Below are 26,455 nucleotides of genomic sequence, written 5' to 3'. Positions count from 1 at the left end.
TTATGTGTTGCATTTTTAAACAGTTAACTGTGTATTTGAAATTTACAATAATTTATTGTTGCTATATTAAACGATATGGGATAATATAATCCCTGCAAGCGCTTCATAAAAACGATTACTTCATAAGGAGCTACTACTATGAACATTAAAGCAACTTTAGATCGCATCCCTGGCGGTATGATGGTCGTTCCCCTGTTACTTGGTGCAACCATTAATACATTCTTCCCGAATGCCCTGCGCATTGGCGGATTCACGGAAGCACTTTTTGTTAACAGTGCCAGTACGTTGATTGCCCTGTTCCTGTTCATTGCGGGTACACAGATTACGTTTAAAACAGCAGGTTCCTCTGTCGGCAAAGGTTTGACCTTGCTTACGTTCAAATGGGTGATTGGTGCAGCCCTTGGTTTTATCGCTATTTTGTTCGCGGATTCAAACGGGTTATTTCTCGGTCTGGCCCCGCTTGCCATTATTGCTGCGATGACTAACTCTAATGGCGGTTTGTACATTGCTCTCGCCGGCCAATACGGGAAAGAAGATGACAAAGCAGCCTACCCTTTCCTCGCTCTCAGTGATGGTCCTTTCCTGACCATGGTAGCGCTCTCCATCTTTGGTGCGATGGGTTTTGCAAACGGTATGTTTTCCCCTATGGCCTTTGTTGCGGTATTGCTTCCACTCATCGTTGGTGTCATTATTGGTAATCTGGACCGCAATCTGGCGGAATGGCTGCATAAAGGCAGTGACAAACTTGTTCCGTTCTTTGCATTTGCTCTGGGTATGAACATTAGCTTCTCCTCCATCATTCAAGGTGGTCTTAGCGGAATTTTACTGGGTGTGTTAACCGTGTTATTAACGGGCGGAATCGGTTTCCTGCTCTTTAAAGCCATCGGCTGGAACCCCATCGTGGGTGCTTCCGAAGGTTCAACAGCCGGGAATGCCGTAGGTACACCTGCTGCCATCGTGGCTGCTAATGCTTCATTTGGCCCGATTGCCGAGATTGCTACGGTACAAATTGCAGCGAGCGTTGTAACAACAGCCATCCTGTTGCCGATCTTCATCGGGTTCCTCTCCAAACGACTGGAGAAATCAGGCGGAGTCGAGAAATACAATCAACGACCAACCACATAAATGGGTATCACCTGATTTAATTTGCTTAATCTGTGCTTAATGGATAATCTGAACGGACTTTTTATTAAATTGTGCTTACAAGGAGGGATGACTGCATGAAATTAGCCATTATTGCAGATGATTTGACCGGTGCCAATGACAGCGGGGTGCAGCTTGCCCGTCATGGCTTGAAGACCAGTGTTCTTTTTAATATAGATGAAGGCCCTCTTACACGTTACGATGCCGTCGTCTTTGATACAGATAGTCGTTCCATATCCTCGCAGGAAGCGTATGACCGTGTATATCGGGCTGCTGAATTGCTGACGAACAACGGATTTGAGACGATTTTCAAAAAAATGGACTCCACCATGCGTGGTAATATCGGCATCGAGATTGATGCTGTATATGATGTCGTAAAGCCGGACTTTATGATGATTGCCCCGGGTTATCCAAAAAATAACCGGACGATATTGGAAGGAATCCATTACCTGAACGGCGTTCCGCTGGCAGATACTGAAATTGCCCATGATCCGAAGACACCTGTAACGATTTCCTACCTTCCGGACTTGTTGAAACAACAGACCAAGTACGAAGTTGGCGAGATCACCGTCGCCGATCTGGAAGCCGGGCAGAATCATATTCGCACCAAGCTAGAGCAGTTGAAAACAAAGAATATCCCGTATGTAATGGTGGACTCCACCGAAGAAAGACATCTGGAACTGATTCTGCAGATGACTCGCGAGTTGGAGTATACGTTTACTTGGGCAGGTTCGGCGGGCATTGCCAATTACCTCCCCGCACATTACGAGTTGGAATCCAGGGCTGCGTCACTTGATATCCCGGAGAATCCCGGTCCAATCCTAACGGTGGTCGGCAGCGTGAACAAAAACTCCCGAGAGCAGCTGCATCGCTTGATGCGCAAGTCCCGCGTAGCTTCAGTCTCCTTCCATTCTTTCAAAGCGGTATCCGCAACCGCAGACCGCGCGGAAGAGATGGAACGTGTCTATAACGAGGTTCGAGACAAAGCGCTGGAAGGACAAGATGTTGTCCTCTACTCCACCGCTGAACAGGTGGATATCGAACTGGCACGAGCAACGGGCGAAATTCGTGGTCTCAATCACACGGAAGTCAGCAACGAGATTGTACTTGCGATGGGTGAGATCTGTGCCAGACTGCTGGAAGAGGGACTTTTCAAAGGGGTATCCATGACCGGCGGTGATACAGCTAAACAAATCTGTCTGAAATGGAATATTAGCGGCTTCGAGTTGCTGGATGAGCTTGAAATCGGCGTGCCGATCTCCAAGTTTATAGGGATTGATGATCTGCATGTGATTACCAAAGCAGGCGGATTCGGTAAACCGGATGTCTTTATCCATGCGATTCAAAAATTAAAAGGGGGTATTCTCGTATGAAACCTACAATTGGAATTACGATGGGCGACGCAGCAGGTATTGGACCGGAGATTATTATGAAAGCACTGGGTCATCAAGAAATGTACGATCAGTGCAATCCACTCGTTATCGGTGATGCAAAGATTCTGGAGCGTGTGTTGCCTGTCATCGGTTCAAGTCTGAACGTTAACGCGATTCAAGAGCCTTCTGAAGCCAAGTATGAATTCGGTACTGTGGATGTGATTGATCTGAACCTCGTTCCTGCGGATCTGGAATACGGTAAAGTATCTGCCGTGGCTGGAGATGCAGCATTCCAGTTTCTCGCCAAAGCCATTGATCTTGCCAAAAAACAGCAGATTCACTCCATCTGCACCGCGCCATTGAACAAGGAAGCTCTTCATCAGGGCGGGCACCTGTATCCGGGGCACACCGAGATTCTGGCAGACCTGACGGATACACAAGACTTCTCGATGATGCTGACCACGCCGAATCTGCGCGTTATTCACCTGACAACACACATGGGTCTGATCGATGCCATTGCAAGTATTAACCCGGAAAGAACCTACACCGTCGTGAAGCTTGCTCATGATACGTTGAAAAAAGCAGGCTTTGAGAATCCGCGCGTTGCCGTATGCGGAATCAATCCTCATGCTGGAGAGAACGGCTTGTTCGGTAATGGAGAAGAAGAAGAGAAACTGCAGCCCGGCATTGAGCGTGCACAGCAGGAAGGCATTAACGTCGTTGGTCCACTCCCGGCGGACACACTCTTCTTCCGCGCTGGTCGCGGTGACTTCGATATCGTTGTAGCTTGCTACCACGACCAAGGCCATGCACCGATCAAGGTAATGGGCATTGAAGAAGGCGTGAACATCACCGTTGGTCTGAAAGGCGGTATCATCCGTACATCCGTTGACCACGGTACGGCCTTTGATATCGCTGGCAAAAATATCGCCGATGATAAAAGCATGTTGGCTGCCATCCGCTCTGCTATTGAGCTGGCGCCGAAGGATCACGTTTAAGAATAGCCGTCATACGGGAACATGATTGAGAGAGTGAGTCTGGTCAGGAGGACCATCTCCAGGTAGACGTATCTTTATATAGAAGGAAACAGAAAAAGGCATTCCCTTTGTAACTTAGAGGGTTTGCCTTTTTTATTAGTCCTCTATACATTCTTGGCTGTCGCGATTTATGCAACACATCTCCACTGACATCCCCAGATTATCTCTGTCTTCAATCAGCGCTCAGGACTACCCAAAGATATCAGTTCACGCTCACTCTGTGAATGTCTGCTACGGCGATATGCGCTCGGTGACATGCCATTCAGTTTATTGAAAATTCGATTGAATTGAGAGAAGCTGGCGAAGCCACACTGTGCAGCAATTTCGGTGATTTTTTGGTTAGAATTTAGGAGCATTTGTTGGGCATTACGTATTCGGGTCATCTGAATATACTCGGTAAACGTAAAACCTGTGACTTTGTTAAACTGACGGGATAGATGATGAGCACTCACGAAAAACCGTTTGGAGATCTCTTCGAGCGACAGTTCATTCTGATAATGACTGTGAATATACGATGCAATGGCATACATCCGCTGCGACATAGACGAACCTGTCTCTTCACGAACGTAGCTATTCTCAGCCGAGTATCGATGGATCGCACACAGAAACTCAACAAACTTGCTATGGATCGCTACTGAATGAAGTGCGGAGGGATCCTGTGATAGAGCATAGATTTCATTTAAAGGGTTCAATACCGCCTTGCGTCTTTCTTCTGTAAATCGGAATATCGGGACCGGTTTATCAAAAATCGAGAACAGCTCTGTGTAACCGCTCTCAAGACCAGGTGTATTACGTGGCATGGCAAAGGTGATCATCAATCGTTTCGGCGGAGCACCCTTCGGATATTGCGTTTTATGCAGCAATGAAGGCCGCAACAGAACGATATCCAGAGGCTGGATCTCATATAAACTGCCTTCAATGATGTGCGCAGCTGTGCGATCGAGAAGGATACAGATTTCATAGAAATCATGGAAATGCTGAAATTCCATATTCAGTTCATAGGAGCGCTCGTCATAATCCAGATGATAAAAAAGTGAATCTCCAGGCTGGTTCACATGGATCGCATATCCTTGCTCGTATGCCAGAACCGATGGTGTCATGGACATGCCCCCTATCCTGATTCTAATGATTTTATTTTAGCATGAAATGCAATAAAAAGACGTTATTTTCAGCATACAATACATAGTTTCGCCCATTTCTCTTTTGTTATGATAGAGTTGATATGTTAGCGCTTGCATTATTATCACTCCAACAACGACTACAGCCTGTACTTACTACAAACCAAGGTGGGAAACCAACATGAAAATGAATTCCTTATATACTCGAATCCATACCATTGTGAAACACTTGGAACGTGCACGACTAACCTCAAAGACATATATCCCTGAGCTTTATCATAAAGAAAGTGGTTACCACTCCTGGGAACTGGTGCATGAGGACCCTTCCTCCTGGAACGTATTCCGTAAGGGTGATGGCTGGGGTGGCAAAGATGTACACAGCTGCTTTAAAACCCGCATTCGAATCCCGGATCATCTGGAAGGAAAAAAGGTCGTGTGTACCATCGTTACTGGTGCTGATGACATATGGAATTACGATAATCCGCAATTCTTATCATTCCTCAATGGGGAACTGATCTGCGGTCTAGACGTGAACCATACGGAAATTGACCTGACACCCGCTGCGGCAAAAGGTGATGAATTCGAACTGGCATTATATGCGTATTGCAGTACGTCTGCCGCGGATGTTTTTCTAAATGTATATATCGCCGAGCATCATCAGCAAGTCTCCGATTTGTATTACGATCTCAAGGCTGCGCTGGATGCTGCGGATCTGCTGCGTGAGGATGATCTGGAGCGCCTGAAGTTGGTCGAACATCTGAATAAAGCCGTGAATTTGCTGGATTTGCGCCAGGAAAACAGTGCAGAATTCCATGCGTCGGTACTGGAAGCGCGCCGATATCTGCAAGATCATGTCTATGGTGATATCCGCCCTGCCGGTGATCACATCCCTACCGTGCACTGTATCGGACACACGCATATCGATGTGGCATGGCTGTGGACGCTGGATCAGACTCGGGAGAAGGTCATTCGTAGCTTCGCGAGTGTATTGTATCTGATGGACAAGTTCCCGGAGTATACCTTCATGTCCTCTCAGCCCCAGCTGTATGCATACCTGAAAGCAGACTACCCGTCCCTATATGAAAAAATCAAAGAAAAGGTGGCCGAAGGCCGCTGGGAAGCGGAAGGTTCAATGTGGCTGGAAGCCGATTGTAACCTGATCTCGGGTGAATCCATGATCCGTCAGATTATCTACGGCAAACGTTTCTTCAAGGAAGAATTCGGCGTGGAGAACCGTGTGCTCTGGTTGCCGGATGTATTTGGTTATAGTGCAGCGATGCCGCAGATTATGCGCAAGAGCGGCATTGATTATTTTATGACAACCAAAATTGCCTGGAATGATACCAACCAGATTCCAAACGATACGATGTACTGGAAAGGAATCGACGGATCAGAGGTCCTGACCCACTTTATCACAGCAACAGACTATGACAAACATCCTGATTTCAGGCAGCGCCGCTTCGAGACGACCTATAATGGACGATTTAATGCTTCGCAAGTGAAAGGCACGTGGCAACGATACCAGAACAAAAACATCAATGCAGATGTCCTGCAATGTTTCGGATTCGGAGATGGCGGCGGTGGACCAACTGAGGAGATGCTGGAGCATGGCAGACGACTTGATGTTGGATTGCCTGGTGTACCCGCGGTGAAACGTACCTTTGTACGCGAGTTTTTCGAGAAGCTGGAGCAAAATCTGGCTGATGTTCCTTCCGTTCCTCGCTGGTCGGGTGAGCTGTATCTGGAGTATCACCGGGGTACCTATACTTCCATGGCGCGTAACAAACGGTACAACCGTCATAGTGAATTTGCGCTGGCCGATGCCGAGCTGTATGCCATGATTCATCGTCAGGCGAATGCACAGGCGGCCTATCCAACCGATGCACTGGAGCATGCATGGAAGCTGACGATGCTGAACCAGTTCCATGATATTCTCCCGGGCAGCTCCATTGAGCAGGTATATGTGGATTCCAAGAAGCAATATGAAGAAGTTCTGCGTGTCACGGATGAGCTGAAAGACAGTGCGCTGAACGGCATTGCAAGCCAAATTACATCTGATGGCGAAGCCATTGTAGTATTCAACACGACCGGATTTGTACGGACGGATGTGGTTGAACTGCCTGCTTTTGCGAGAAAAGTAACCGTCTATGATGGAGATCGCCCTGTACCAAGCCAGCGGACTCCCGAGGGAGGCCTCGTGTTCCTTGCAGAGAACGTGCCTGCATCCGGGTATAAATCTTTCCGAATCACACCAGATCTAACAGACGAGCTTGTCGCGGGAGTTTCGGTTGCACAGTGGGAAGCAGATCGGCGCCATATCCACACACCTTGGTACGATATTCACATGAATGAAAGTGCCGAGTTCACATCCGTATGGGACAAGCTGGAGGGCCGTGAGCTGCTCCAGTCTGGCAAGCGTGGTAACGTGCTGCAAGTGTTCGAGGATCGACCTGCGGAATACGAGGCATGGAACATTGACGATTATTATGAACAGCATATGTGGGAGATTAATGACCTGCAGTCGCTGGAGTGGGTTGAAAGTGGACCGGTACGTTCCATGCTTCAAGTGAAGCGACAGTTCCTGGACTCGGTCATTGAGCAAACGATCATCTTCTATGCGCACACGCGCCGGATTGATTTCCGTACGTTTGTGGATTGGAAGCAGGAGCATTTGCTGCTGAAAGCCGCTTTCCCGCTGGATATCTGGAGTGAAAAGGCCGTCTACGAAATCCAGTACGGCAACGTTGAGCGTGCTACCCACCGTAATACGAGCTGGGATCAAGCCCGGTTTGAAGTATGCGGGCAGAAGTGGGCCGATCTGGCGGAGAACGGGTACGGTGCTGCTCTGCTGAACGACTGCAAATACGGATATGATATTCATAACTCGGTGATGCGACTGTCACTGATCAAGAGTGCAACGTACCCGAATGAAAATGCCGACAAAGAGCAGCACGTATTCACCTACGCGCTCTATCCGCATCAGGGCGACTTCCGTGAGGGACGTGTCATCCAAGCTGCTTATGATCTCAACCGTCCGCTGGTTGCCCGTGAAGTAAGTCCGCAAACCGGTACGTTGCCGGGAACATGGTCAATTGCATCGGTCGATCAGGATAATGTCGTGCTGGAGGTTATCAAAAAAGCCGAGAACAACGATGATATGATCATCCGAGTCTACGAAGCACATGGCCGCCGCAGCCGCGCTTCCCTGCAATTGCCTGAGGGAGCAGGTGCTACGGCGTACGCGTGTGATTTGCTCGAGAATAACGAAGCGGAATGCGCCGTGGAAAATGGTCGAATTTCTTTTGATATCAAACCGTATGAGATTCTGACCTTCCGTATCCCTGCTGAACAGTAAACAGAAATTACGCAACATGAAAAACTGCAACAATGCTTACTATGCTTCAACAATAAAGGGCTGCCTCCTGTCATATCTGACATGAGAGCAGCCCTTCATTTGTCGTTCTTTAAAATTCTTCGTACTCGCTTGGGTCCTGATCCCACAAACGTCCATCTGGACGATTAAATGCAGAGATGACCTGCATCTCTTCTGTGCTCAACTCAAAATCGAATATATCGATATTTTCCTGTTGATGCTGCAAGGAGCCGGCTTTCGGAATGGGAATGGAACCAAGCTGAACATGCCACCGCAGAATGATCTGGGTTGGCGTTTTGCCATGCGTTTCCGCAATCCGAAGAATGTTCTCATCCTTCAGAATATCCTGTACGGCATCATTGCCACGTCCAATCGGACTCCAGGATTCGTTCACGATGCCATGCTTTGTATCCTGTTCCCGCTGATCGGCTTGGTCAAAGAACGGATGCAGCTCAATCTGATTCAGACTCGGCGCTATCCCCGTTTCCTTAATCAGCCGTTCATTGTGCTCAGGCAGGAAGTTGCTGACTCCAATGGATCGGATATATCCACGTTTTTTAGCTTCGATCAGCGCTTGCCATGCCTCGACATACATGTCCTTTTTCGGATTGGGCCAGTGAATCAGATACAGGTCGTAATAATCCAGATCCGCTCTGTACAGGGATTCCTGGATCGCCACAAGTGCTTTATCATGAGCGTGATAACGCCCCGGCAGCTTCGAGGAAATGAGTAGATCTTCTCTGGCGATGGAGCTTTGTTTGATTGCTCTGCCCACCGTTGCCTCATTCTCATAGTTATACGCCGTATCAATTAATCGATAACCCGCATCCATTGCGGACGCGATCGATTTAACGCCTTCTTCACCTTTTAAACTATAGGTACCAAATCCAATTGCAGGCACTTTCAAGCCATCGTTCAATGTATATTCCGGAATTTGATGATTCATCTGAAGACTCTCCTTTGCAAAAGGTATACAAACAATATGGTAAAAATAATGCCCCTCTCCGTTTATCTACCCCTCCATACGCGCTTGAATCAATTGGAAGTCACCACTCCGTTTTAGTCGGGTGACGGCTTCCTCTTCTAACTCTCATGAAGAGCGGTCTCCTTTTCATTCAAACGAAGAGATGGGCGTGGCCGATAACGGTTGATTGCCTATAAAGTTCTTAATAGCCATAGCAGCCTGCTTATACCCGCCAGCATCGCGTAACGTTTTCCCAATAACCTCAGCATGCTCCTTGTAAGAGGCATTACCGAGCACTTCTAATACTGCGTTTCTAAGCACATCGGGTGTAAGGTTATTTTTGTCCACGATGACCCCTGCTCCCAACTCCTGTATCCGGCCTGCTACACGCGGCTGATCCGATGTTAACGGAAGCATGATTAACGGTACATTGTAATACAAAGCTTCGCTGGTACTGTTCATGCCTGCATGTGTCAGAAAAGCATCTACACACTGCAACACTTCCAGTTGGGGGACATAGGGTCTTATGATGAAATTATCAGGAATGAGATCAGCAATGGGCTCTATATCGGTATCCTTCCCAGAAGACAAGATAAACTGCACAGGCAAATCACGAAAGGCCGTAAAGCAAAGCTTATAAAAATCAAGATCTTTATTTAAAATGGTTCCCATCGAAATATAAACGACCTGCTTATAAAGAGCATGCAGAGATTCATTTGCAAAAGCTGGCGCATCCTTGCGTGGGATAATGGATGGGCCGGTGAACACAAAGCTGTCGTCCAGCTTGTCCCCCATGGGTTGAAAATAACGACTTGTATAGACAATCTTCAGTTGTCCTGAATGCCCTGAAAGTTCCGCCAGGGAAGGTACAGCCACATCGAATTGGGAAGCTATTTGCTGGGACATTTCCACGATGCTGTTATATAGCTCCTTGACCTCCTCCGTATCATCCTTCAGTTGATTGTCTGATCCAAGAGGCTCCACAAAAACAAAGGTGCTGGTTGAGCATACCGTTGGTATACCTAACTTCTCACCTAGAATTTGTCCTCCCCAGCCTATTATGGAGTCAAAAATGATATAATCGTAGGTTTCAAGTTCGATCAGATTCAGAACATCTGGTATAAAGCGTTGAATCACTTTATTCAATATCATATATAAAAATTGGTAAGGATGTTTGAGTTCAAATGGCTTCATACCAGGGTTGTTGAGCAGGGTTGCCTCGTTGAAGGAATAGGCCTTAAATTGTGCGCCTAACACTTCAATCTTCGTCCGGTATTTTTCGGTACAACAGTAGACCACTTCATCACCGTTCTCTACCAGTTCCTTGATTAATCCAAGCGACGGATTGATATGGCCTTCTGCAGGGATCATCACAACTAATACACGTGCCACGGCACTCACCTCCATTAAATTTTCCAACAATCAAAGCGGTACATTGTATATCCATATGATTGAGAAGATAAAGAAAAATAGAATATGGAAATCAAACCCATATAAACATACTATTAATTATTTCCATTTTTGTAAATAGTAAATATGTCACTTTTTGAATAAAAAAAAGCACCTTTACGGTGCTTCGGATCTCAATATCCGCTCGAATATTGTTTGTTTTCTTTAAGTTGCACGATATCATGTCCGGTTGGATTTTGGAAGGCCCGTAATCCAAATGTTGACGCCACCGCGAAGATATGGTCAAAGATATCCGCCTGAACGTTCTCATATACACCCCAGTTAATATCATTGCTGAATGCATAGATTTCCAAAGGCAGCCCGCGATCTTCCGGTGCTAATTGTCGCACAATCATCGTCATATCTTTATTGATTTTTGGATGGTTCCTCAAATATTGATGGATATATTCCCGGAACACACCAACGTTTGTGAGCTGTCTGCCGTTCACGTTGCTTTCAGTGTTGACCTGGTGCTCCATGTTGTACGCTTGAATTTCTTTCAATTTTGCCGTGACATAATCAGTCAGGTAGTGGATTTTCTCAAATTCAGCCACCATCTCTTCCGTACAAAAACGGATACTGCTGATATCAATATAGATACTCCGCTTAATCCTTCTGCCGCCGGACACCTGCATGCCTCTCCAGTTACGGAACGAATCCGAAATGAGGGCGTAGCTTGGAATCATCGTAATCGTTTTATCAAAATTCATAACCTTTACCGTGTTTAATGTAATGTCGATGACGTCACCGTCCGCATTATACTTTGGCATCTCGATCCAGTCACCAACACGCACCATATCGTTCGACGATAGCTGTACACCCGCCACGAGGCCCAGGATCGAGTCTTTGAATACGAGCATTAATACCGCCGATAACGCCCCAAGTCCACTAAGGATAATGAGTGGGTTCTGTCCGATCAGGCTGGAGATGACGATAATACCCCCGATAATGAACAGGACAATCTTGGCTACCTGAATGTAACTCTTGATTGGGCGAATCTTCGACACCTCATAGGTACGATAGATATCATCGAAGACATTCAGCAGAGCATTCAGAACCGTAATCATGATAACAATCATATAGGTCATTGCTGATTTTTCAATTATGGCCTGATAGGGCGAGAAAATATAAGCAGAATAATAGATTATAATGGCTGGCACAAGATGCGACAGCTTCTGAAATAAATTTTTCTGAACCACAATATGGCCCCACTTGAAACGGTTGTTACTTACGATACGATGGACCGTCTTCAGTACCACTCGCTTGGCAATCACATTCGCCAATATCGAGATCACTGCTATAAAAATAATCATAATGATGTTTGAAAGATAACCAATGGAGGGTCCACTCATGCCGAGTTCTTCTAGTTGATTTCTGATAAAGTCCATTGTTTCCTCCTGACATAATCTAGTTTAGCCTATTATTATAAAGTAGTTTGAGAGGGCAAGCAAAGTTTGTGCTTCCACTTCATTCTTCCTATGTATTATATATATTAAAAAAGGACCCTGTCATTCAAAGAATGATGGGTCCACTTAATTATGTCGTCTTTTCATCATGCTCACTAGAAATGTCCAATAACTCACTCACCGTGACCATACGGTACCCTTCCGCGACCAGTTCATCCACCAGCACACGAACCGCCTCCACCGTCTGGGAACGATCCCCGTAACCGTCATGGAATATGAGCACGCTGCCAGGTTTCACCGCCGACCGGGTATGCTCCAGAATGTGCTCAACGCCGGGATTGTCCCAATCCCTCGCATCCCCGTTGACCGCACCAATCGTGCGATATCCACGCTCCGCTGCCAAAGACAGTATATCATCGTTTACGCCAAAATACGGCGGTCGGAAGTTGCGGGCAGGTTGCCCCGTAACTTCTTGAACAAGACGTTCTGCGCGTTGCAGCTCCTCCCCGGCTTCCTCCAGCGTCAACTTGGTCAGATCTGGATGCGCGTACGTATGGTTGGCAATCTCATGCCCTTCACGGTGCACCTCCGCCGCAATCTCCGGGTGGTTCTCTATCTCTTGGCCAATCATGAAAAACGTTGCCTGCCCACCGGCACGGCGGAAAATCTCAAGCACTTGAGGTGTATACACCGGATGCGGTCCATCATCAAATGTGAACGCCACAACCTTTTCCCGAACAGACTCCTGCTCTACCATCGCGATATTGACCATATTATAATGACCCCTCTCTGCAACTGCCTGGCTACATACCCCCTTATTATTCCATGTCTATACGACGCGGTCTAGTCCAGAGATCACACCTTGCGAAATACCGAATCAAGCCGATATCTACCAGAAAGAGAGTACAGCAAGCAAGCATCGAGCCTTTTACCGACACGCCCTCCAGTCCAGCCTCCAGCTAACCTTTAATTGCACCTGCGATCATACTCTTCTGCACCTGTTTGTTCAGCAGCAGATAGATGACCACCGTTGGCACCGTCGTAATCATCAGTCCAGCACCAATGATACCCCATTGCGTAATGTACGTTCCCACCATCGACATCATGCCCACCGTCAATGTCTGGTAAGCCGTGTTATTGATAAACGTGACCGCAAACATCAGCTCATTCCAGCAGGACAGAAATGTGAAGATGGCTACCGTTGATATAGCCGGGGTTACCAGAGGCAGAATAATAGAGAAAAACGTCCGGTATATGCCGCAGCCGTCGATAACCGCCGACTCCTCCATCTCTCTTGGGATACCTTTGAAAAAACTGCCCAGAATGAATACCGCCATCGGAATGCCAAATGCCACATAGGGAATGATCAGAGACCAGTAGCTGTTGAGCAGGCTCAGATTCTTCAAAATAATAAACAATGGCAGCAGCGCCGCATGAATCGGCACCATCATGCCCAGCAAAATAATGGTCATCGTCAACCCGCTGAGCTTCCAGTTCATTCTCGTGATTGCGTAACCCGTCATGGAGGACAGGATCAGTACCAAGACAATGGAGGCCGCAGTAACCAGCACACTATTCATAAAATAGGTCAGCACATGGCCATCGGACATTGCTTTGGTGTAGTTGCTCCACAGAAATGCTTTGGGCAACCCGGCTACATCACCGCTGAAGATCTCACTGTTATCTTTCAGGGAGAACAGCGCCAGCCAGATGAGCGGGTAGATCTGCACAATCGCGACGAGGATCAGAAACGCTTGCAGGAACACTTTCCCGATCGGTCCGGAGATGGACCTCGGCTTGGGCTTTTTTTGCAACATAACTTCTACGGTACTCATGCCTTATGCCTCCCTCTACTCCGTTTTAAACAATGAATTAATGAGGATCGTACACACCAGACACTCCACAATGATAAAGACCGAGATTGCACTGCCATATCCGTACCGGAACGTATCAAAAATGGTAGCGTACATCAGCGTGCTTGGCACTTCAGTGGTGTAAAATGGCCCGCCACCTGTCAGCACATAGATCAGGTCAAACACCTTGAATGCGCCGATGACCGAAAAAACAAGACTCACCTTCAGAATTGGCTTCATCAGCGGGATCATAATGGACCACGCCGTGCGAATACGGGAAGCACCATCCATTCGAGCCGCTTCGAGCACATCCTGAGACACGGACTTTGCTCCTGCATACATCAGCAACATGTGATACCCCACGTACTGCCACAAGGTTGGAATAAACGATGCCGCCAAGGCGGTGTCCTTCTGCCCCAGCCAGTCCTGTGCCAGGCTGGATAAGCCGATACTTTGCAGCAGCACGTTCAGCAGACCATAATCGGCATTGTAGATTTTTGACCACAACTGGGCAATAACCACCGTTGAGATCAACACCGGGATGAAATACACGGTCCGGTAGAAGCCTTCCCCCTTGACGTTAGACGCCAGAATCAGTGCGAGCACCAACGAGATCGGCAGTTGAATGAACACCGAAGCACCCGCGAATAACAGGGAGTTTTTGATCGAATTCAGCACACGGGTATCCTTAAACATCTCTACATAGTTGTCCAAGCCGATAAATGTACCCCTGCCTACGCCGTTCCAGTCCAGCAGACTGTAATAACTGGAGACAAAGATGGGAATAAGCACAATTCCGCAGAACAGAATCAGGGTGGGCAGTACAAAGACGGCTATCGTGCCTTTATTGGAAAATACAGAGTTCATTGTTGTTCTCCTCTCAAAGGCGTGACCGGGATATACCGGACCACGCCTTGTTTGGGTTCATCTTCATTGTTAACAGGCTTCAACTTGGCAAGCTCACGAGCTTACACATGTAAGGGTTGCAATTGCGCGTATATTAACCTGCGCGTCCTACAGGCTCAGCTCTGTTGGTTTGAGCTTTGCCATCTGTTTGCAGAACTCCTCCGGTGTTACATCACCGGCAAGCAGCTGGGCAATCAGGTTTTTGTGCGCTTCGGCAGACTCCGCTGGCAGGATGTTATCCCACCACGCGATGAATGAGGTCGCCGTTTTCATAATATCTGCCGCAGACAAATCTAGGGAGGACAGGCTGGACGTGTCGAGTGTATCTGTTTTCCAGCTTGGCAGGCCGGCTCCAGCCAGGAAACCTTGTGTACCAAGCTGCTCGCTCAGATACATGAGGAATTCCACGGCTTCCTTCGAATGCTTGGTATTCTGGTTGATGTAGAAACCATCGACGGCTCCGCCGAAGATTTCGGTATTTGTGCCTTTGCCATCTTCAAATACCGGGAACGGAATCACTTTCACTTTGCCTTTGACAGCGGAGGACGGGTCCTCAACTCCTGCATTCACCCAGTTGGCCTGGAACATCATCGCCCCGTTGCCTGCATTAAATGCCCCCAGCATCTCGTCATAGCTCATGCTGAACATGCTGCTGTTGAATGCTCCTGCTTGTGCAAGCTGCTGCATTTTGGTCGCGGCGGCTACAAAGTCGGGCGAATCCCATTTCGACGGATCTTTAAAGGCTTCCATCACCGCAGCATTGCCTGCCTGACGCATCGCAATAATGTCGTACCAGTACATGCCCGGCCAGCGGTCCTTTTCTCCAATCACAGCCGGGGTGATCCCCGCCGCTTTCAGCTTGGAGACCGCATCCAGCAGTTCGTTATAGGTGGTCGGAATCTTGGCACCCGCCTGCTCGAACAGTTCCGTATTCACGTAAAGGTTGGCGATATGTGTGTACACGGGCAATGTGTAGATTTTGCCGTCCATATTGATGGCCTCCGCCATACCCGGACCCATTCGTTCTTTGATATCGTCCGTCAGGTAACTTGAGATTTCCAGCACATTGCCGGATTTGATGTACGGCTGCATGAAGCTGCCGCCACCCATGCCATAGAACAGATCTGGCGCTTCACCGGCTGCAATCGATGTTTTGACTTTGGTTTTGTACTGTTCTCCTGTCGTGCCCGTACGTTCAACCTGGATGTCCGGATGCTCGCTGTTCCATTTCTCAACAATCTCGGGCAGCAGCTTGGCCGAAGGATCGGTATTGCCAACCGATTGATCCCATAGCGTCAGCTTAATCTTGCCATTACTTTCCCCCTGTGTACCACCGGACGAACCGGATGAACATGCCGCCAGACTGCTTACAATTCCCAGAGTCAGAATTAGACTTGCTGATTTTTTTAATAGCGCTTTCATCTCTATGGACCTCCCTATGTGTTTTAGTTCGTTCTAGCCCATATTTTAGGCGAACTGTGCGTTGTTCTCCATTTAGAAAACAGGCATCGATTTGTAATATTCGAACATATGTGGAATTGGAACTGGTAGTGTGGGGGGTACATTCTCGTTTTTCAGGTTTTTACATTCCGATATTCGTTCATGGACCGACCGATATGTTTTTTGAACAAGACGCTGAAATAATGCGGGTCCGGGATGCCTACCTGCTGCCCGATCTCATACCCCTTTAAATCGGTCTGCTTCAGCAACGTTTCGGCCTTTCTCATACGAAGCTGCGTCATATATTCCACAAATGTCTGCCCGGTCTCTTTTTTCATCAGCCGCCCCAGATGGCCCGAACTTACGTAAAAAGCAGCCGCGGTGCTGGAAAGCCCCACTTCCGCATTGCCCATGTTCTCTTCAAGATAAGCCATCACCCGGTCGATCAGATTACCTTCCTTGGCCTGTCGTTTGGCTTGTATGACATCCGATACCGTGCGGACATGCTGTTCCAGCATGCTTTTTAGTTCAGGCAGATGACCTGCTGTAAAAATGGCCGCAACGGCCTCTTTGTTCAATGCGTACTCTCCCTCAAGCTGTTGCTCTATGGCGGCACGCTGGCACTCCGTAACCACATCCATGGCTGCCATCCGAAACTGTGAAACGTCCGAGAACGGCACTGACAGCATACGCTCCAGCAACAATACGGCTTCTTCCCCCGCACCAACACTGACGTAAAATTGCAGTTGTTGGAGCAGCTGAGCATCCGAGTGGTACCGCCTTTTTCCGCCTTCGATGACCAGATCCTCGAAGCAAATAACCTGATTTTTCCCCACAAACGCCTGATAATCGAGTGCACGACAAGCTTCCCGGTATCCCACACAGGCCCTTCCCCATCCTGATTGCCATTGCCCAATCCCTACGGTCACATCAACTTCACACCCTTCGAGCTTAAGTGTATGTTGAAGTTCTTCCTGAAGCTGCTGCACCTGATTGGAAAATTCCGTATCCGCGCCAAGCGAGAGCACAACTATCCGGTTATGCGGGTCCATGACGATAATGGTTTGCGGATCCTGCGGATAAAATGCCTGCACCTGCTTCATGCCTACCATCCGCAGCAAAATATGTATTTCCTCGGCAGTATGTGGATGGGCTTCTGTCTGATGCTGGCTTAATTGGGGCTGACCGTGTTGTTGTTGGGGTCCTCGATGTGCTTCATGTGTTTGGAGTGTTTGGGGTGTTGGGTGATATGGTTCGGACAGATGTTGATATACCTCTGGTGCAGCTATCTTCGCTTGCGGTACAGCAACCTTCACCTCCATTACTGCGATGCGTGATCCTGGTTCGCCTGAAGAGATGGGAATACCGAAGAAACGCGCCTTCTCTTGTAGTTCATCCTCAGGTATCACATCACTTAACCATTGATTTACAAATCGCTCCCTGAGATAAGGCAGGCTCTGCTTCATCTCCTCTCGCAGCTTCATCAGCTCGTACTCACGCCCCATCTCCTGCTCGATTGCCACTCGCAGCTTCGCCGTAACCTGTAATAACTCAGAAGCACGAATGGGTTTCAAAATAAAATCGGATATGCCCAGCTTCACACTCTGACGAGCATATTCAAATTCATCATGTCCCGTCACAACCACGATTTTTAAGTTCGGGTAACGCTCCATGAGGATACCGCTCAGTTCAATGCCGTCCATCTTGGGCATGTATATGTCCGTGAACACGATGTCTGGACGCAACAGCTCAACCTGATTCAAGGCCTCTTCAGCATCGGAGGCCTCACCAATGATAGTCATGCCTTGCTGCTCCCAATCGATACGCATGCGCAGCAGATTTCGGATGAGGTACTCGTCATCCACAATCAATACCTTTAATGGTTCCACAGTTAGTTCCATGATTCATCGGCTCCCTTCGGGATCGTTATGATAATGGTGGTTCCTTTTCCAACCTCGCTATGCAGCTTAAGTCCATCTTCTCTGTCATAGAAAATGCGAAGCCGCTCCATCGTTCCCCACAAGCCAAAGCTTGGATTGTGTTTAGCGTTATAGGTAGGATTAGAAGAGTTAGATGGGTTAGATGAGTTCGAGCGATTAGACCTGTTCACTTCTGTGTGTTGAACCTGTTGCACTTCTTCCTCGGACATACCGACTCCGTCGTCAGTGATCGTTAGAAGTACTCCCTCCTTGGATCGACGAGCTTGGATGCGTATCGTGCCCGGGCTGCCTTTGGGACGAATACCGTGATACAGCGAATTTTCCACCAACGGCTGGAGCACAAGCTTGGGAATCATCACTCGTTCACAGCCTGAATCGATATCGTACTGCACCTCAAATACACCGGGGTATCGCACCTGCTGGATCGTCAGATAATTGCGTACAATCTCAACCTCCTCTTGCAGCGTAATCAGTTCACGCCCTTTGCTGACACTCAGCCGATAATAACTTCCGAGCGCTTCTAACAGCTCACATACCTTATCGTTCATACCCGACATCGCCAGGGAGGTAATGGAATCAAGTGTGTTGTATAGAAAATGCGGCTTGATCTGCGCCTGAAGTGTATTCAGCTCTGCTCGGCGGATCGTCTGCTGCTCCTGAATGATGCGTTTCAACATCTGCTCAATCTGCTCGATCATCTGGTTGTAACCTCCATATAGCTGTGCGAATTCGTAACTGTTCAGCTCAACCGTCACTTTGCGGAAGTTGCCACTTGGCGCTTTCTGCATGGAGCGAAGCAGCTTGTGAATCGGCTTAATGACGCTGCGCGAGATGATGAATGAACTGACAAAAAAGACAGTCCCGTTTACCGCCAGTAGGATCAGCGCAAGCAGCACCATGGATTTATTGCGGGTATCGGTAGCCTGGTATGGGCTCATGCTGATGAATTTCCACTGATCATCACCAGACGAACGATAGGTAACCGCATATTCCTGACCACGTGAATGTAAGGTGATGAAGCCGGAGGGCTGCTCTTGAAATGTTTGTTTTAACTTGAGCTGATTGGCCTCTAACATCTCGTGCATCCCTCCCTGTCCAGAAGCGGCAGACATGGATTCATCGGATACAGCAGGCACGGCTTTCTTTCCATCGTTTGCGTTCGTTGCGATCACCCGCTGATGCTCATCCAGAATGGCGACCTGAAATGAATCCGGTGCAGATAGGTTAGCATAGGCTTGAGCGATGGATTTGCCCTTGATGTTCATGACCAAAAATCCAAGCGGAGACGTATCATCCAAATCTCGAATGAGACGAATAAACGAAACCACCTCGTGCCCATCATTCTCCCCCATCGTCGAGACTCCGCTGTCGTTGTTGCCGCCATTCAGCCTGAGCAGATATCGTCCGTTATGCTTCAGTGCCTGTTCGTACCACGGCGCTTCCTTCACATTCGCTTCCATAAACGTGGGCCATTCCTGTGTACCAACCGAGAATCGGTGCCCCGAATTATCGTAAATATATACTGAATCGATAATTGGAACCGCTTGCATAAGATTGGTCAAATAAGCGCTGACTTTGGACTGTGTCTGTAAATTGGAGTACACATTGCCCTGCCGCAGCAGGTTCTGCAAGTTGGGATCGGAGAAAATCATTTTCGAATAATTGTTCACGTTCTCGATCATCAGATTAACGTTGGTCTCAATGGATGTAATCATCTGAAGTGATGCCTCATTGATCTTTCGCTGCGCATCACTTTCCGAGATTCGATTCAACACCAATGCACTGAACCCCACCGTTAGCAGAATAATGACAAAGTAGGCCAACGGGATTTTAAAAGCGAGTGTCTTGGGCTTGCGTTGAATGAACGCTTTGAAACGGGGAGTCCAATTCGTCTTCATTGCGCTGGTGTTCGCTTTTGCATTTGCGTTTGCTTCTGCATCGCTCTCAATATCTGATTGGGCTGTTGCTTTCACTTCTATTTTTCATCCCCTTCTGTTACTTCTCTTGCTCCTTCATCTGTTGTTGCATCTTTTGCTCTTTGATTCACTGTGACCCTCCTTTGGTTCCGATGTGTGATGGGTTTATCGGTTGTGATCGGATGACCTGTTGTGATATCCACCACTCTCTCGGATTTTATACAATTGTATATTATAGGACTGTGCATGGAGGAGGCTCAACTCTTTTTATCGCTTGGGGATGGCTTGACTGAGTGAAATAGAATGAGGTTTTGGGGATCTGATCGTTGTGAATGCTGCGGGTAGGGGCACCTAATTGGAGCCGCAAGAAGTACTGCTTTATAAAATGTTGGAGGTACAGATAATAAGTTGTGGTTTGTGCCGGGTGGAGAGAGAAGCGGGGGAGAGACGGAGGATCTGAGTACACAAAAGAAGATGGTAAACGTCTACCTTGATATGGCATACTTTTGAGCAAGATTACAATATCTACGGGCATAATCTTACTACTTACAGAGTGTTGATCGAGTGGTTAAGGCTGGGAAGTCCAATTATGGTCTTCTCGTATGATGAATTTAAGTGGGGAAAATGTTGGGGGCAAACTGCCCTCGGGCAGGACAAGTACAGAGTTCGTTATGGTAAGAAACAGCGAATCGTGATCAAAGCGAGAATTCGGTAACTCCTTTTTTGGAGGTATATTTCAGCGTGTAGCTTCCTTCTGTGCCATATGGCATCGTAGCGATTTGGATGCGGGTATAATCCAACCGACTCTCTCTCAGCACTTTTTTAATCAGCACTATGCTCCGATCTTCGTCCGTTACCACACAGAAAATGTTCATTACATATTCCTTCGGATCAGCCACACGGCTGCCCAGGTCACATCCATCCACCTCTCCCAACTCCGACTGGGTCAGAACGGTTTCCAGATATTCCATCACCTTTTCCTGCAACCAATGATCTCGTTTGCTACCCTGCGCGCTCTTCAGTGGATATTGCACCACAAGCCAGTATTTTTCACTCATTTAGCTTCACCAACCAATCTTTATATGATAGGGCATTACGTTATGTGTATTAGCACTTGGACGATAAAAACGCATATGTCAGCCTTACATTCCTCCAGTTAAAAATGGGCTAGATAATTGACCTCACAGCTTTTTGAAATTGTACTGCCCTTCCATTTGCAGGATGGGGAACATGGTGATTTTTAATGAGATGTGAGCTTAACGTGTCTGCTGACTTTCTGCCAATAGCCACGATCTGAGCATCAGGATTCAGTTGCATAAGCTGTCTGGCGAATACCACACCATCCTCCAACTCTGCCAAAGTCGGCGTTCGATTCGTCATCCTGTTTTCGGCAGATTGATAAGGATGAAAGGGATAAATGTTCCAAAATATAAAGTCCGTTGGTTTCCACCTTGAACTGGATAACACTTCACCCCATATGATGGATGCTGTCGGTTCTGCGAAACCATACAATGCCTGACTCCGGTTAGGTTTGGCGATATTGGCTAGGCTTGTTCGGACACCCGGCTCGCCTGAAAAAATCATCTGGTGATTCACCAGCGAGTGATTTCCGGTAACCATTCGCTCAGACGTCAAGGGTACGCCGGAGAACCTCGCCCCTTGATAGCCCACAGCTTCAGCAATAAAAATGTACCGAGCCTTGGACATTCTTGGTTCCAAATACCTGACCAAATGTTCAGAACGAATCTCCACCGCTTTGGGGCCGATATCATAGCCCGTCACATAATCTCTCCAAGGATTAATCACATTTACTGGCGACACATATGCTTGTATCCCTGCAACAAACTCGCGGATCTGTTGCTGCGTTTGGCTCATGTTTTTTTGCCTCCTTTGGGAGATTACAGAGTATATCGGGCTTGCACCAGCTTATTTCACAAAGATTATATCATAAACAGAAAAACCACCAACCAGACCGCTGGTTGATAGTGGATAGAAACTGTAGAAAACTATTGCGTTATAACTTCTTCCCACTGACCATTGGTGGTTTCTTTGTAGGTAAAAATGTTTCCATCATACTTTCCCTGAATAAAGTTAGAACCCGCTTCTTTCCATTCCTTAGTAACAGATAGGACAACTTTAGAATTCTGTGAATTTATTAAAACGTATTTCCCTCTTGATAAATTAATCTCAAAGGCTACTGGATAAAAATCGTACCAGAATAGTTTGTCTGATTTCTCTCCCAGTATACCCGCATCACCACCTTTAGAGAAATGAGGACTGATGACTCGAAACCTGAACTCTAACCACTTTCTGGGATCTAAAGGAAATTCATAATGACTATCGGGCTCCACTATAATATATGACTTTTCAGGAACTGGGTGTTGAACTTGAACTTTGTGCTCGATTATTTCTTTTGATATTATTCGAAAAACTAAATATACCAATATGAATAGTATCGAAGTAATTACAGGTAATTTAGGCTTGTTCCTCAAAAAAACACTCAATCCAAGACCAATAATCAACGGAAACCATATCCATGGATCTCCCAATGTAATGGCCCCCATAATATATGATTTATCGCTAAAGGGATAGAATGCTGGTAAATCATGTCCCATATAGTCTAAAAATAAGTGTCCAAACAAGACAGACAAAATAGAAGATCCCCAGATTAATTTGAAACTTGTCTTTTTATAGAACAGTTTTGTCAAATATGCTATTCCTAAAGCTAAAAGGGGTGTAAACAATATAGAATGGGACCACGGAGCTACACTTCTATCCCCAAAAATATCAGGAATTATTCCACACAGAGCACCCGAACATAGACATATTATAATATTTTTCCATGTATCCCTTGGCAAAAAGCAGTATGCAATTACCGCCCCAAGAAGAGCATGTGATAGAAGATGAAACAACAAATATAAGTACGGATCCAAAATAACTACTCCTTTACTCTGTTAGCATCAACAATATGATATTTAATGTTAAACATTATAAATTAGTTTTTCATATAAAAGACCTGAGAGTCGAACCTCTTCCAAAGGCCTGCGGGGAGTAGTCTCCGTTTGGATGTATCCAATCTACTTTCTTAGATCTAAATTCGCGTACCAAGCCAGCATAGGTTCCACAAAATAGAATCAACAAGCTTTAAGGATTCCCACAACAATTGTTGGTTCGTATGTACTTTCTCTTATCATAATTCGGTCTAGTTAAAAGCAAACTTTGGATACCTGGATATGTTTCAAGCAAATATGTACCTGATAAGGTTGTCTCATTCAAAAAGCGTTAACCGCTTTTAATAAGAGATCGGATTCTTTTTACAGCTTCCCTGCCAGCAGACAGGTCAGCACTGCGCGGATTTTCTGGCTTCAACTCTCTTGCAATTTGATCTGGATCAACCAGTTCACCAAGCCACTCTCTCATTTGCATGCTGAGTGTACTTTTCCCGGCTCCATTGGTACCCGCAAACACAGTCATGACTGGTCTGGTTTCACTCATAATACTCAAACTCCTGGCGTTTCCCAGTAGCATCAAATATAATTTCGAATTTATTGCCTTCAGCATCTTCACGAACGCGTTTGTTGTTCTTTATATAATAAATAGAGGCACCTGATTCTATAGCTTGTTTCCGTGCATGTTGATTTGCTTTTTTTAAAATTTCTTGGAGCTGTTCTTGATTTGTAAACATCTTGAGTCCCCCAATTTAAATTTCTGTTTATTATATCATAAACAGAAAAACCACCAACCAGATTACAAGTTGATGGTTTCTTGACTCTAATGGAGGCGAGGGGGTCGAACCCCTGTCCGAAGATAACGGCACATAAGCTTCAACGGGTGTTCAGAACAAAATATAGTTAATTATTCAATACAGAGCCCTATTAAATATTATAGAAAGGCATAATAGCTTCGTTCTTAAAGTACTCCTCAAATATAAAAGAACTGTCTTTCTTACTATTATTAAAGTTATATTCAATTGCTAAAACAACTTCTGCAGTATCTATATCTAATTGAAATTTCTCACGTATATAATTCTCTTGTGACAAATCAAATCTATGAATGACATTATTATTTATAAAATTCTTGCCTAATTTATAAATATTAGCAGACCAATTCTGATAGTCCTCATAATCTAGGATAGGCATATATATTTTAGCGTTCTCACAAATTTCGTAGCCATCTCTAAACGCTACAATCTTATTTTTTAAATATGGATGACCACCAGTTCCTTCCAATATATAAGCTGTTTCACTGTCGCATTCTTTTAAAACCCTTAGATTAACACCTTTTTTGACCCATATTCTTACTACTCTCTTTAGAGCATTGCGCTGCATGAAGAAACTATTAAATAGGCCATATCCATTTTTAGTAAAGATCAATTTTTGATCTTTAAAATTAGTTACTCTAAAGTCACTCGTAACTTTACTATCGCATATGTTTATTTGCTTATCATCTCCATTCTTAAATACTGATTTTAGCTTATCAATATAACTTACTAGAAGTTGCTTTTCCAGTTCAGATAAAAATGGAAGATTACTATTCAATTCGTTTCTACTTAAATCTAAGTCTATCATGCTAGTCGGCCCTTTTAGGACAATGGTTGGCCACTTACTAATAATATAGCTTTCAACCTTCTTGTCGTATCTTTCAGGTATAACAATGCCGTTACAGATTAAATTAGGCATATAAGTTACAGATTCATTTTTGCCTTTCAGTCGAAACGGGTCTATTTTATAGTCGTATGACCATTTTATTTCCTCAAGATCGTACCCTCCCCCACACTCCAAAATATTCCATTTACCATATTCATCATTTTTTATCTTGTTTTTTAGAACTTCATCATTAAGTAAAACTCTTATGTCATCTAATCTATACCAATTTACTATGATACTTGGGTCTAACTCACATTTTAATGGAATAATAATTTTGGTTCCAATAAACTCTCCTTTAGTTCTATTTTTTGTTATACTTATTACTTGATCATACTTGTTTGTCTCAAACGAGAATATATGCTCCGAACCTAGCTTTCTAGTTTCAACTTTTATCTTGTCTCCAATTAAGAAGCTCGAGAGAATGCCTATACCAAATTTTCCATTTCTGAGTATGGATGATTCTTTAAAATTTTTATCCTCGTTCAATCTATTCCATTCTCTGCTCTCGGCAAATGAAGCCCCTATCTTCAAAAAATAATTCTTGATAACATTAATATCCATACCTATTCCGTTATCTTCAATTATAAATTGCTCTCTAGAAATAGTTATTTTAACTTCTGCTTCATACTCATTTTTTTCAATAGCCCTTCTCGTCTTACAAGCATCAGTACTGTTTTGTATAAGTTCCCTTATACCATAAGATGGATTCTCACCATACAAAGGCTCAATAAGTAGGCCAATTAATCTTATATCAAAATTAAATTTCAACCTCTGACCAACAAACTTTGAAGCTTCAATCCATTCAGTATTCTTCAGATTAGACGTAATTCTTCTAATTGTTAATTTCATTTCTATAGATCCATATACTTCTCCTAAAACAGCCCAAGAATGGTCTAGTTCATTTTGAATATTATCAATTAATTGATCCATTTCAATATAAACCTCAAAGTTCCTTGGCTCAGAATAAACATAGATTGTCTCTGGATTATCATAGATTATCTGAGAATGGAAAACACTTTGGTGTTTAAAGAATTCCTTTTCAGAACTTTCACTTCTAAATTCACTAAGCAAAAGTCTATATCTATCGATTCTATCGTCTGTAATATGTAAATAGTCAGCAATTCTAACCAGAGTCATCAGATAAACAGCTCTACAACCAAAAGGTGTTTTCCATAACTCTCCATACTTCCTTTTCAAATAATCCATTACTTGTCTTAGATCAGTTCCATGACTATGAGCCACTAATCCTACCAACTCATACAAATAGGAATGTCGTTTCTCATTATAATTAATAAATCCAGATTTCCCCGGAAAACCATTAGTTGCAATTATATTTGCCAAAAAAGGATGATGAATACGAATGAACTTTGAGGCAACCCCTTTATGAACATCGTAACTTTCAAATGATAACTTTTCTAAATCTAAGAGACTTTCAATTTTGAGGCCTTCATCTTTTTTATTTTCTTCTTTAACGAAGTCATTCCATAGAGTTTGAAAATGCTGTCCTGTAAAAACATTGACCGGATTCTCTTTATATAAAAATTTAAGAGAATCAAAATTTATATGCATTCCTAAATCATGATGTAAAACACTTAAGATTAGAACAAATATATCTGTGGAATTTAGTAACTCTAAGGTTTGTTCAGGTATAAGTTTATTAGTGGTTTCTAATACAAACTCAACATGCTTGGAAGAATGGTCTGTATATTCATCAAAAAAATACATATTTTTTTCAGCGAATTCTTCATATTTCAAAAAAACACCCTCACACTCCAATCTGTGTTCTTCCGTTAATCGGCTAAGTAATCTAATTGGTATTTTTATCTTCATAAAATAAATTCCTTCTACTTGGTTAGTTTATTATTAACAATTTGAGGAAAATGGTAAATAA

Annotated in this window: 20 protein-coding genes; 4 read left to right on the top strand and 16 right to left on the bottom strand. The window is 45.2% G+C overall.

Features of this window, described 5'->3' with window-relative positions; genetic code table 11:
* The first annotated feature begins 138 nt into the window (after nucleotides 1-138).
* From MHI48_RS01065 to pdxA, 3 genes are all read left to right on the top strand, one after another.
* Complete coding sequence (locus tag MHI48_RS01065) at nucleotides 139-1,125, top strand: 2-keto-3-deoxygluconate permease (RefSeq protein ID WP_036616292.1); 987 nt, start codon at nucleotides 139-141, stop codon at nucleotides 1,123-1,125.
* 95 nt (nucleotides 1,126-1,220) lie between these two features.
* Nucleotides 1,221-2,516: a four-carbon acid sugar kinase family protein gene (locus MHI48_RS01060; protein ID WP_076329623.1), complete on the top strand. Its 1,296-nt coding sequence runs from the start codon at nucleotides 1,221-1,223 to the stop codon at nucleotides 2,514-2,516.
* A complete protein-coding gene (gene pdxA / locus MHI48_RS01055; protein WP_076329622.1) occupies nucleotides 2,513-3,514 on the top strand; it encodes a 4-hydroxythreonine-4-phosphate dehydrogenase PdxA in 1,002 nt (333 codons plus the stop codon). The genes MHI48_RS01060 and pdxA overlap by 4 nt, the downstream gene beginning before the upstream one ends.
* A 215-nt stretch (nucleotides 3,515-3,729) precedes the next feature.
* Here pdxA and MHI48_RS01050 read toward each other — a convergent pair whose 3' ends face one another.
* Nucleotides 3,730-4,653 (bottom strand): AraC family transcriptional regulator, encoded by a 924-nt coding sequence (locus MHI48_RS01050; protein ID WP_076329621.1) that lies wholly within the window; start codon nucleotides 4,651-4,653, stop codon nucleotides 3,730-3,732.
* A gap of 199 nt (nucleotides 4,654-4,852) precedes the next feature.
* Between MHI48_RS01050 and MHI48_RS01045 the strand changes: the two genes are divergently transcribed.
* Nucleotides 4,853-8,026, top strand: coding sequence for an alpha-mannosidase (locus MHI48_RS01045; RefSeq protein WP_083677570.1), 3,174 nt, complete (start codon nucleotides 4,853-4,855; stop codon nucleotides 8,024-8,026).
* A 109-nt stretch (nucleotides 8,027-8,135) separates the two neighbouring features.
* On the opposite strand, the gene MHI48_RS01040 is transcribed toward MHI48_RS01045, so the two are convergent.
* From MHI48_RS01040 to MHI48_RS00970, 15 genes are all read right to left on the bottom strand, one after another.
* Nucleotides 8,136-8,990 (bottom strand): aldo/keto reductase, encoded by an 855-nt coding sequence (locus MHI48_RS01040; protein WP_076329620.1) that lies wholly within the window; start codon nucleotides 8,988-8,990, stop codon nucleotides 8,136-8,138.
* Between the two features lie 165 nt (nucleotides 8,991-9,155).
* Entirely contained in the window at nucleotides 9,156-10,400 is a 1,245-nt protein-coding gene (locus tag MHI48_RS01035; RefSeq protein ID WP_076329619.1) for a macrolide family glycosyltransferase, read from the bottom strand.
* A gap of 191 nt (nucleotides 10,401-10,591) precedes the next feature.
* Nucleotides 10,592-11,845: a mechanosensitive ion channel family protein gene (locus MHI48_RS01030; RefSeq protein WP_076329618.1), complete on the bottom strand. Its 1,254-nt coding sequence runs from the start codon at nucleotides 11,843-11,845 to the stop codon at nucleotides 10,592-10,594.
* Between the two features lie 148 nt (nucleotides 11,846-11,993).
* On the bottom strand, nucleotides 11,994-12,635 hold the full coding sequence (locus MHI48_RS01025; protein ID WP_076329617.1) for a polysaccharide deacetylase family protein: 642 nt from the start codon (nucleotides 12,633-12,635) through the stop codon (nucleotides 11,994-11,996).
* A gap of 187 nt (nucleotides 12,636-12,822) precedes the next feature.
* Entirely contained in the window at nucleotides 12,823-13,698 is an 876-nt protein-coding gene (locus tag MHI48_RS01020; RefSeq protein ID WP_017691224.1) for a carbohydrate ABC transporter permease, read from the bottom strand.
* Between the two features lie 15 nt (nucleotides 13,699-13,713).
* The gene (locus MHI48_RS01015) at nucleotides 13,714-14,583 is read right to left on the bottom strand and encodes a carbohydrate ABC transporter permease (RefSeq protein WP_076210184.1); all 870 of its coding nucleotides are present in this window, start codon (nucleotides 14,581-14,583) and stop codon (nucleotides 13,714-13,716) included.
* Nucleotides 14,584-14,730: 147 nt separating this feature from the next.
* Entirely contained in the window at nucleotides 14,731-16,044 is a 1,314-nt protein-coding gene (locus tag MHI48_RS01010; RefSeq protein WP_076329616.1) for an extracellular solute-binding protein, read from the bottom strand.
* Between the two features lie 152 nt (nucleotides 16,045-16,196).
* A complete protein-coding gene (locus MHI48_RS01005) occupies nucleotides 16,197-17,963 on the bottom strand; it encodes a response regulator (RefSeq protein ID WP_076329615.1) in 1,767 nt (588 codons plus the stop codon).
* Nucleotides 17,954-19,975, bottom strand: coding sequence for a sensor histidine kinase (locus MHI48_RS01000; RefSeq protein WP_405142770.1), 2,022 nt, complete (start codon nucleotides 19,973-19,975; stop codon nucleotides 17,954-17,956). The genes MHI48_RS01005 and MHI48_RS01000 overlap by 10 nt, the downstream gene beginning before the upstream one ends.
* A 638-nt stretch (nucleotides 19,976-20,613) precedes the next feature.
* Nucleotides 20,614-20,976 carry a hypothetical protein gene (locus tag MHI48_RS00995; protein ID WP_405142768.1) on the bottom strand — a complete coding sequence of 121 codons (363 nt, stop codon included), beginning with the start codon at nucleotides 20,974-20,976 and terminating at the stop codon, nucleotides 20,614-20,616.
* A gap of 109 nt (nucleotides 20,977-21,085) precedes the next feature.
* Nucleotides 21,086-21,793, bottom strand: a complete 708-nt coding sequence (locus MHI48_RS00990) for a uracil-DNA glycosylase (protein WP_405142766.1) — start codon at nucleotides 21,791-21,793, stop codon at nucleotides 21,086-21,088.
* 131 nt (nucleotides 21,794-21,924) lie between these two features.
* On the bottom strand, nucleotides 21,925-22,851 hold the full coding sequence (locus tag MHI48_RS00985; RefSeq protein WP_405142764.1) for a metal-dependent hydrolase: 927 nt from the start codon (nucleotides 22,849-22,851) through the stop codon (nucleotides 21,925-21,927).
* Between the two features lie 349 nt (nucleotides 22,852-23,200).
* Complete coding sequence (locus tag MHI48_RS00980; protein WP_405142760.1) at nucleotides 23,201-23,413, bottom strand: hypothetical protein; 213 nt, start codon at nucleotides 23,411-23,413, stop codon at nucleotides 23,201-23,203.
* Nucleotides 23,406-23,603 (bottom strand): hypothetical protein, encoded by a 198-nt coding sequence (locus tag MHI48_RS00975; protein WP_405142758.1) that lies wholly within the window; start codon nucleotides 23,601-23,603, stop codon nucleotides 23,406-23,408. Before MHI48_RS00975 ends, MHI48_RS00980 begins: the two co-directional genes overlap by 8 nt.
* Nucleotides 23,604-23,793: 190 nt before the next feature.
* Nucleotides 23,794-26,394: an ATP-binding protein gene (locus tag MHI48_RS00970; protein WP_405142756.1), complete on the bottom strand. Its 2,601-nt coding sequence runs from the start codon at nucleotides 26,392-26,394 to the stop codon at nucleotides 23,794-23,796.
* Nucleotides 26,395-26,455: the final 61 nt, after the last annotated feature.

It is taken from the genome of Paenibacillus sp. FSL H7-0942 (assembly GCF_045040715.1).
GTDB lineage: Bacteria > Bacillota > Bacilli > Paenibacillales > Paenibacillaceae > Paenibacillus > Paenibacillus amylolyticus.
Note: the sequence above shows the minus strand (reverse complement) of the source record. Positions and strands in the feature narration are given on the sequence as shown.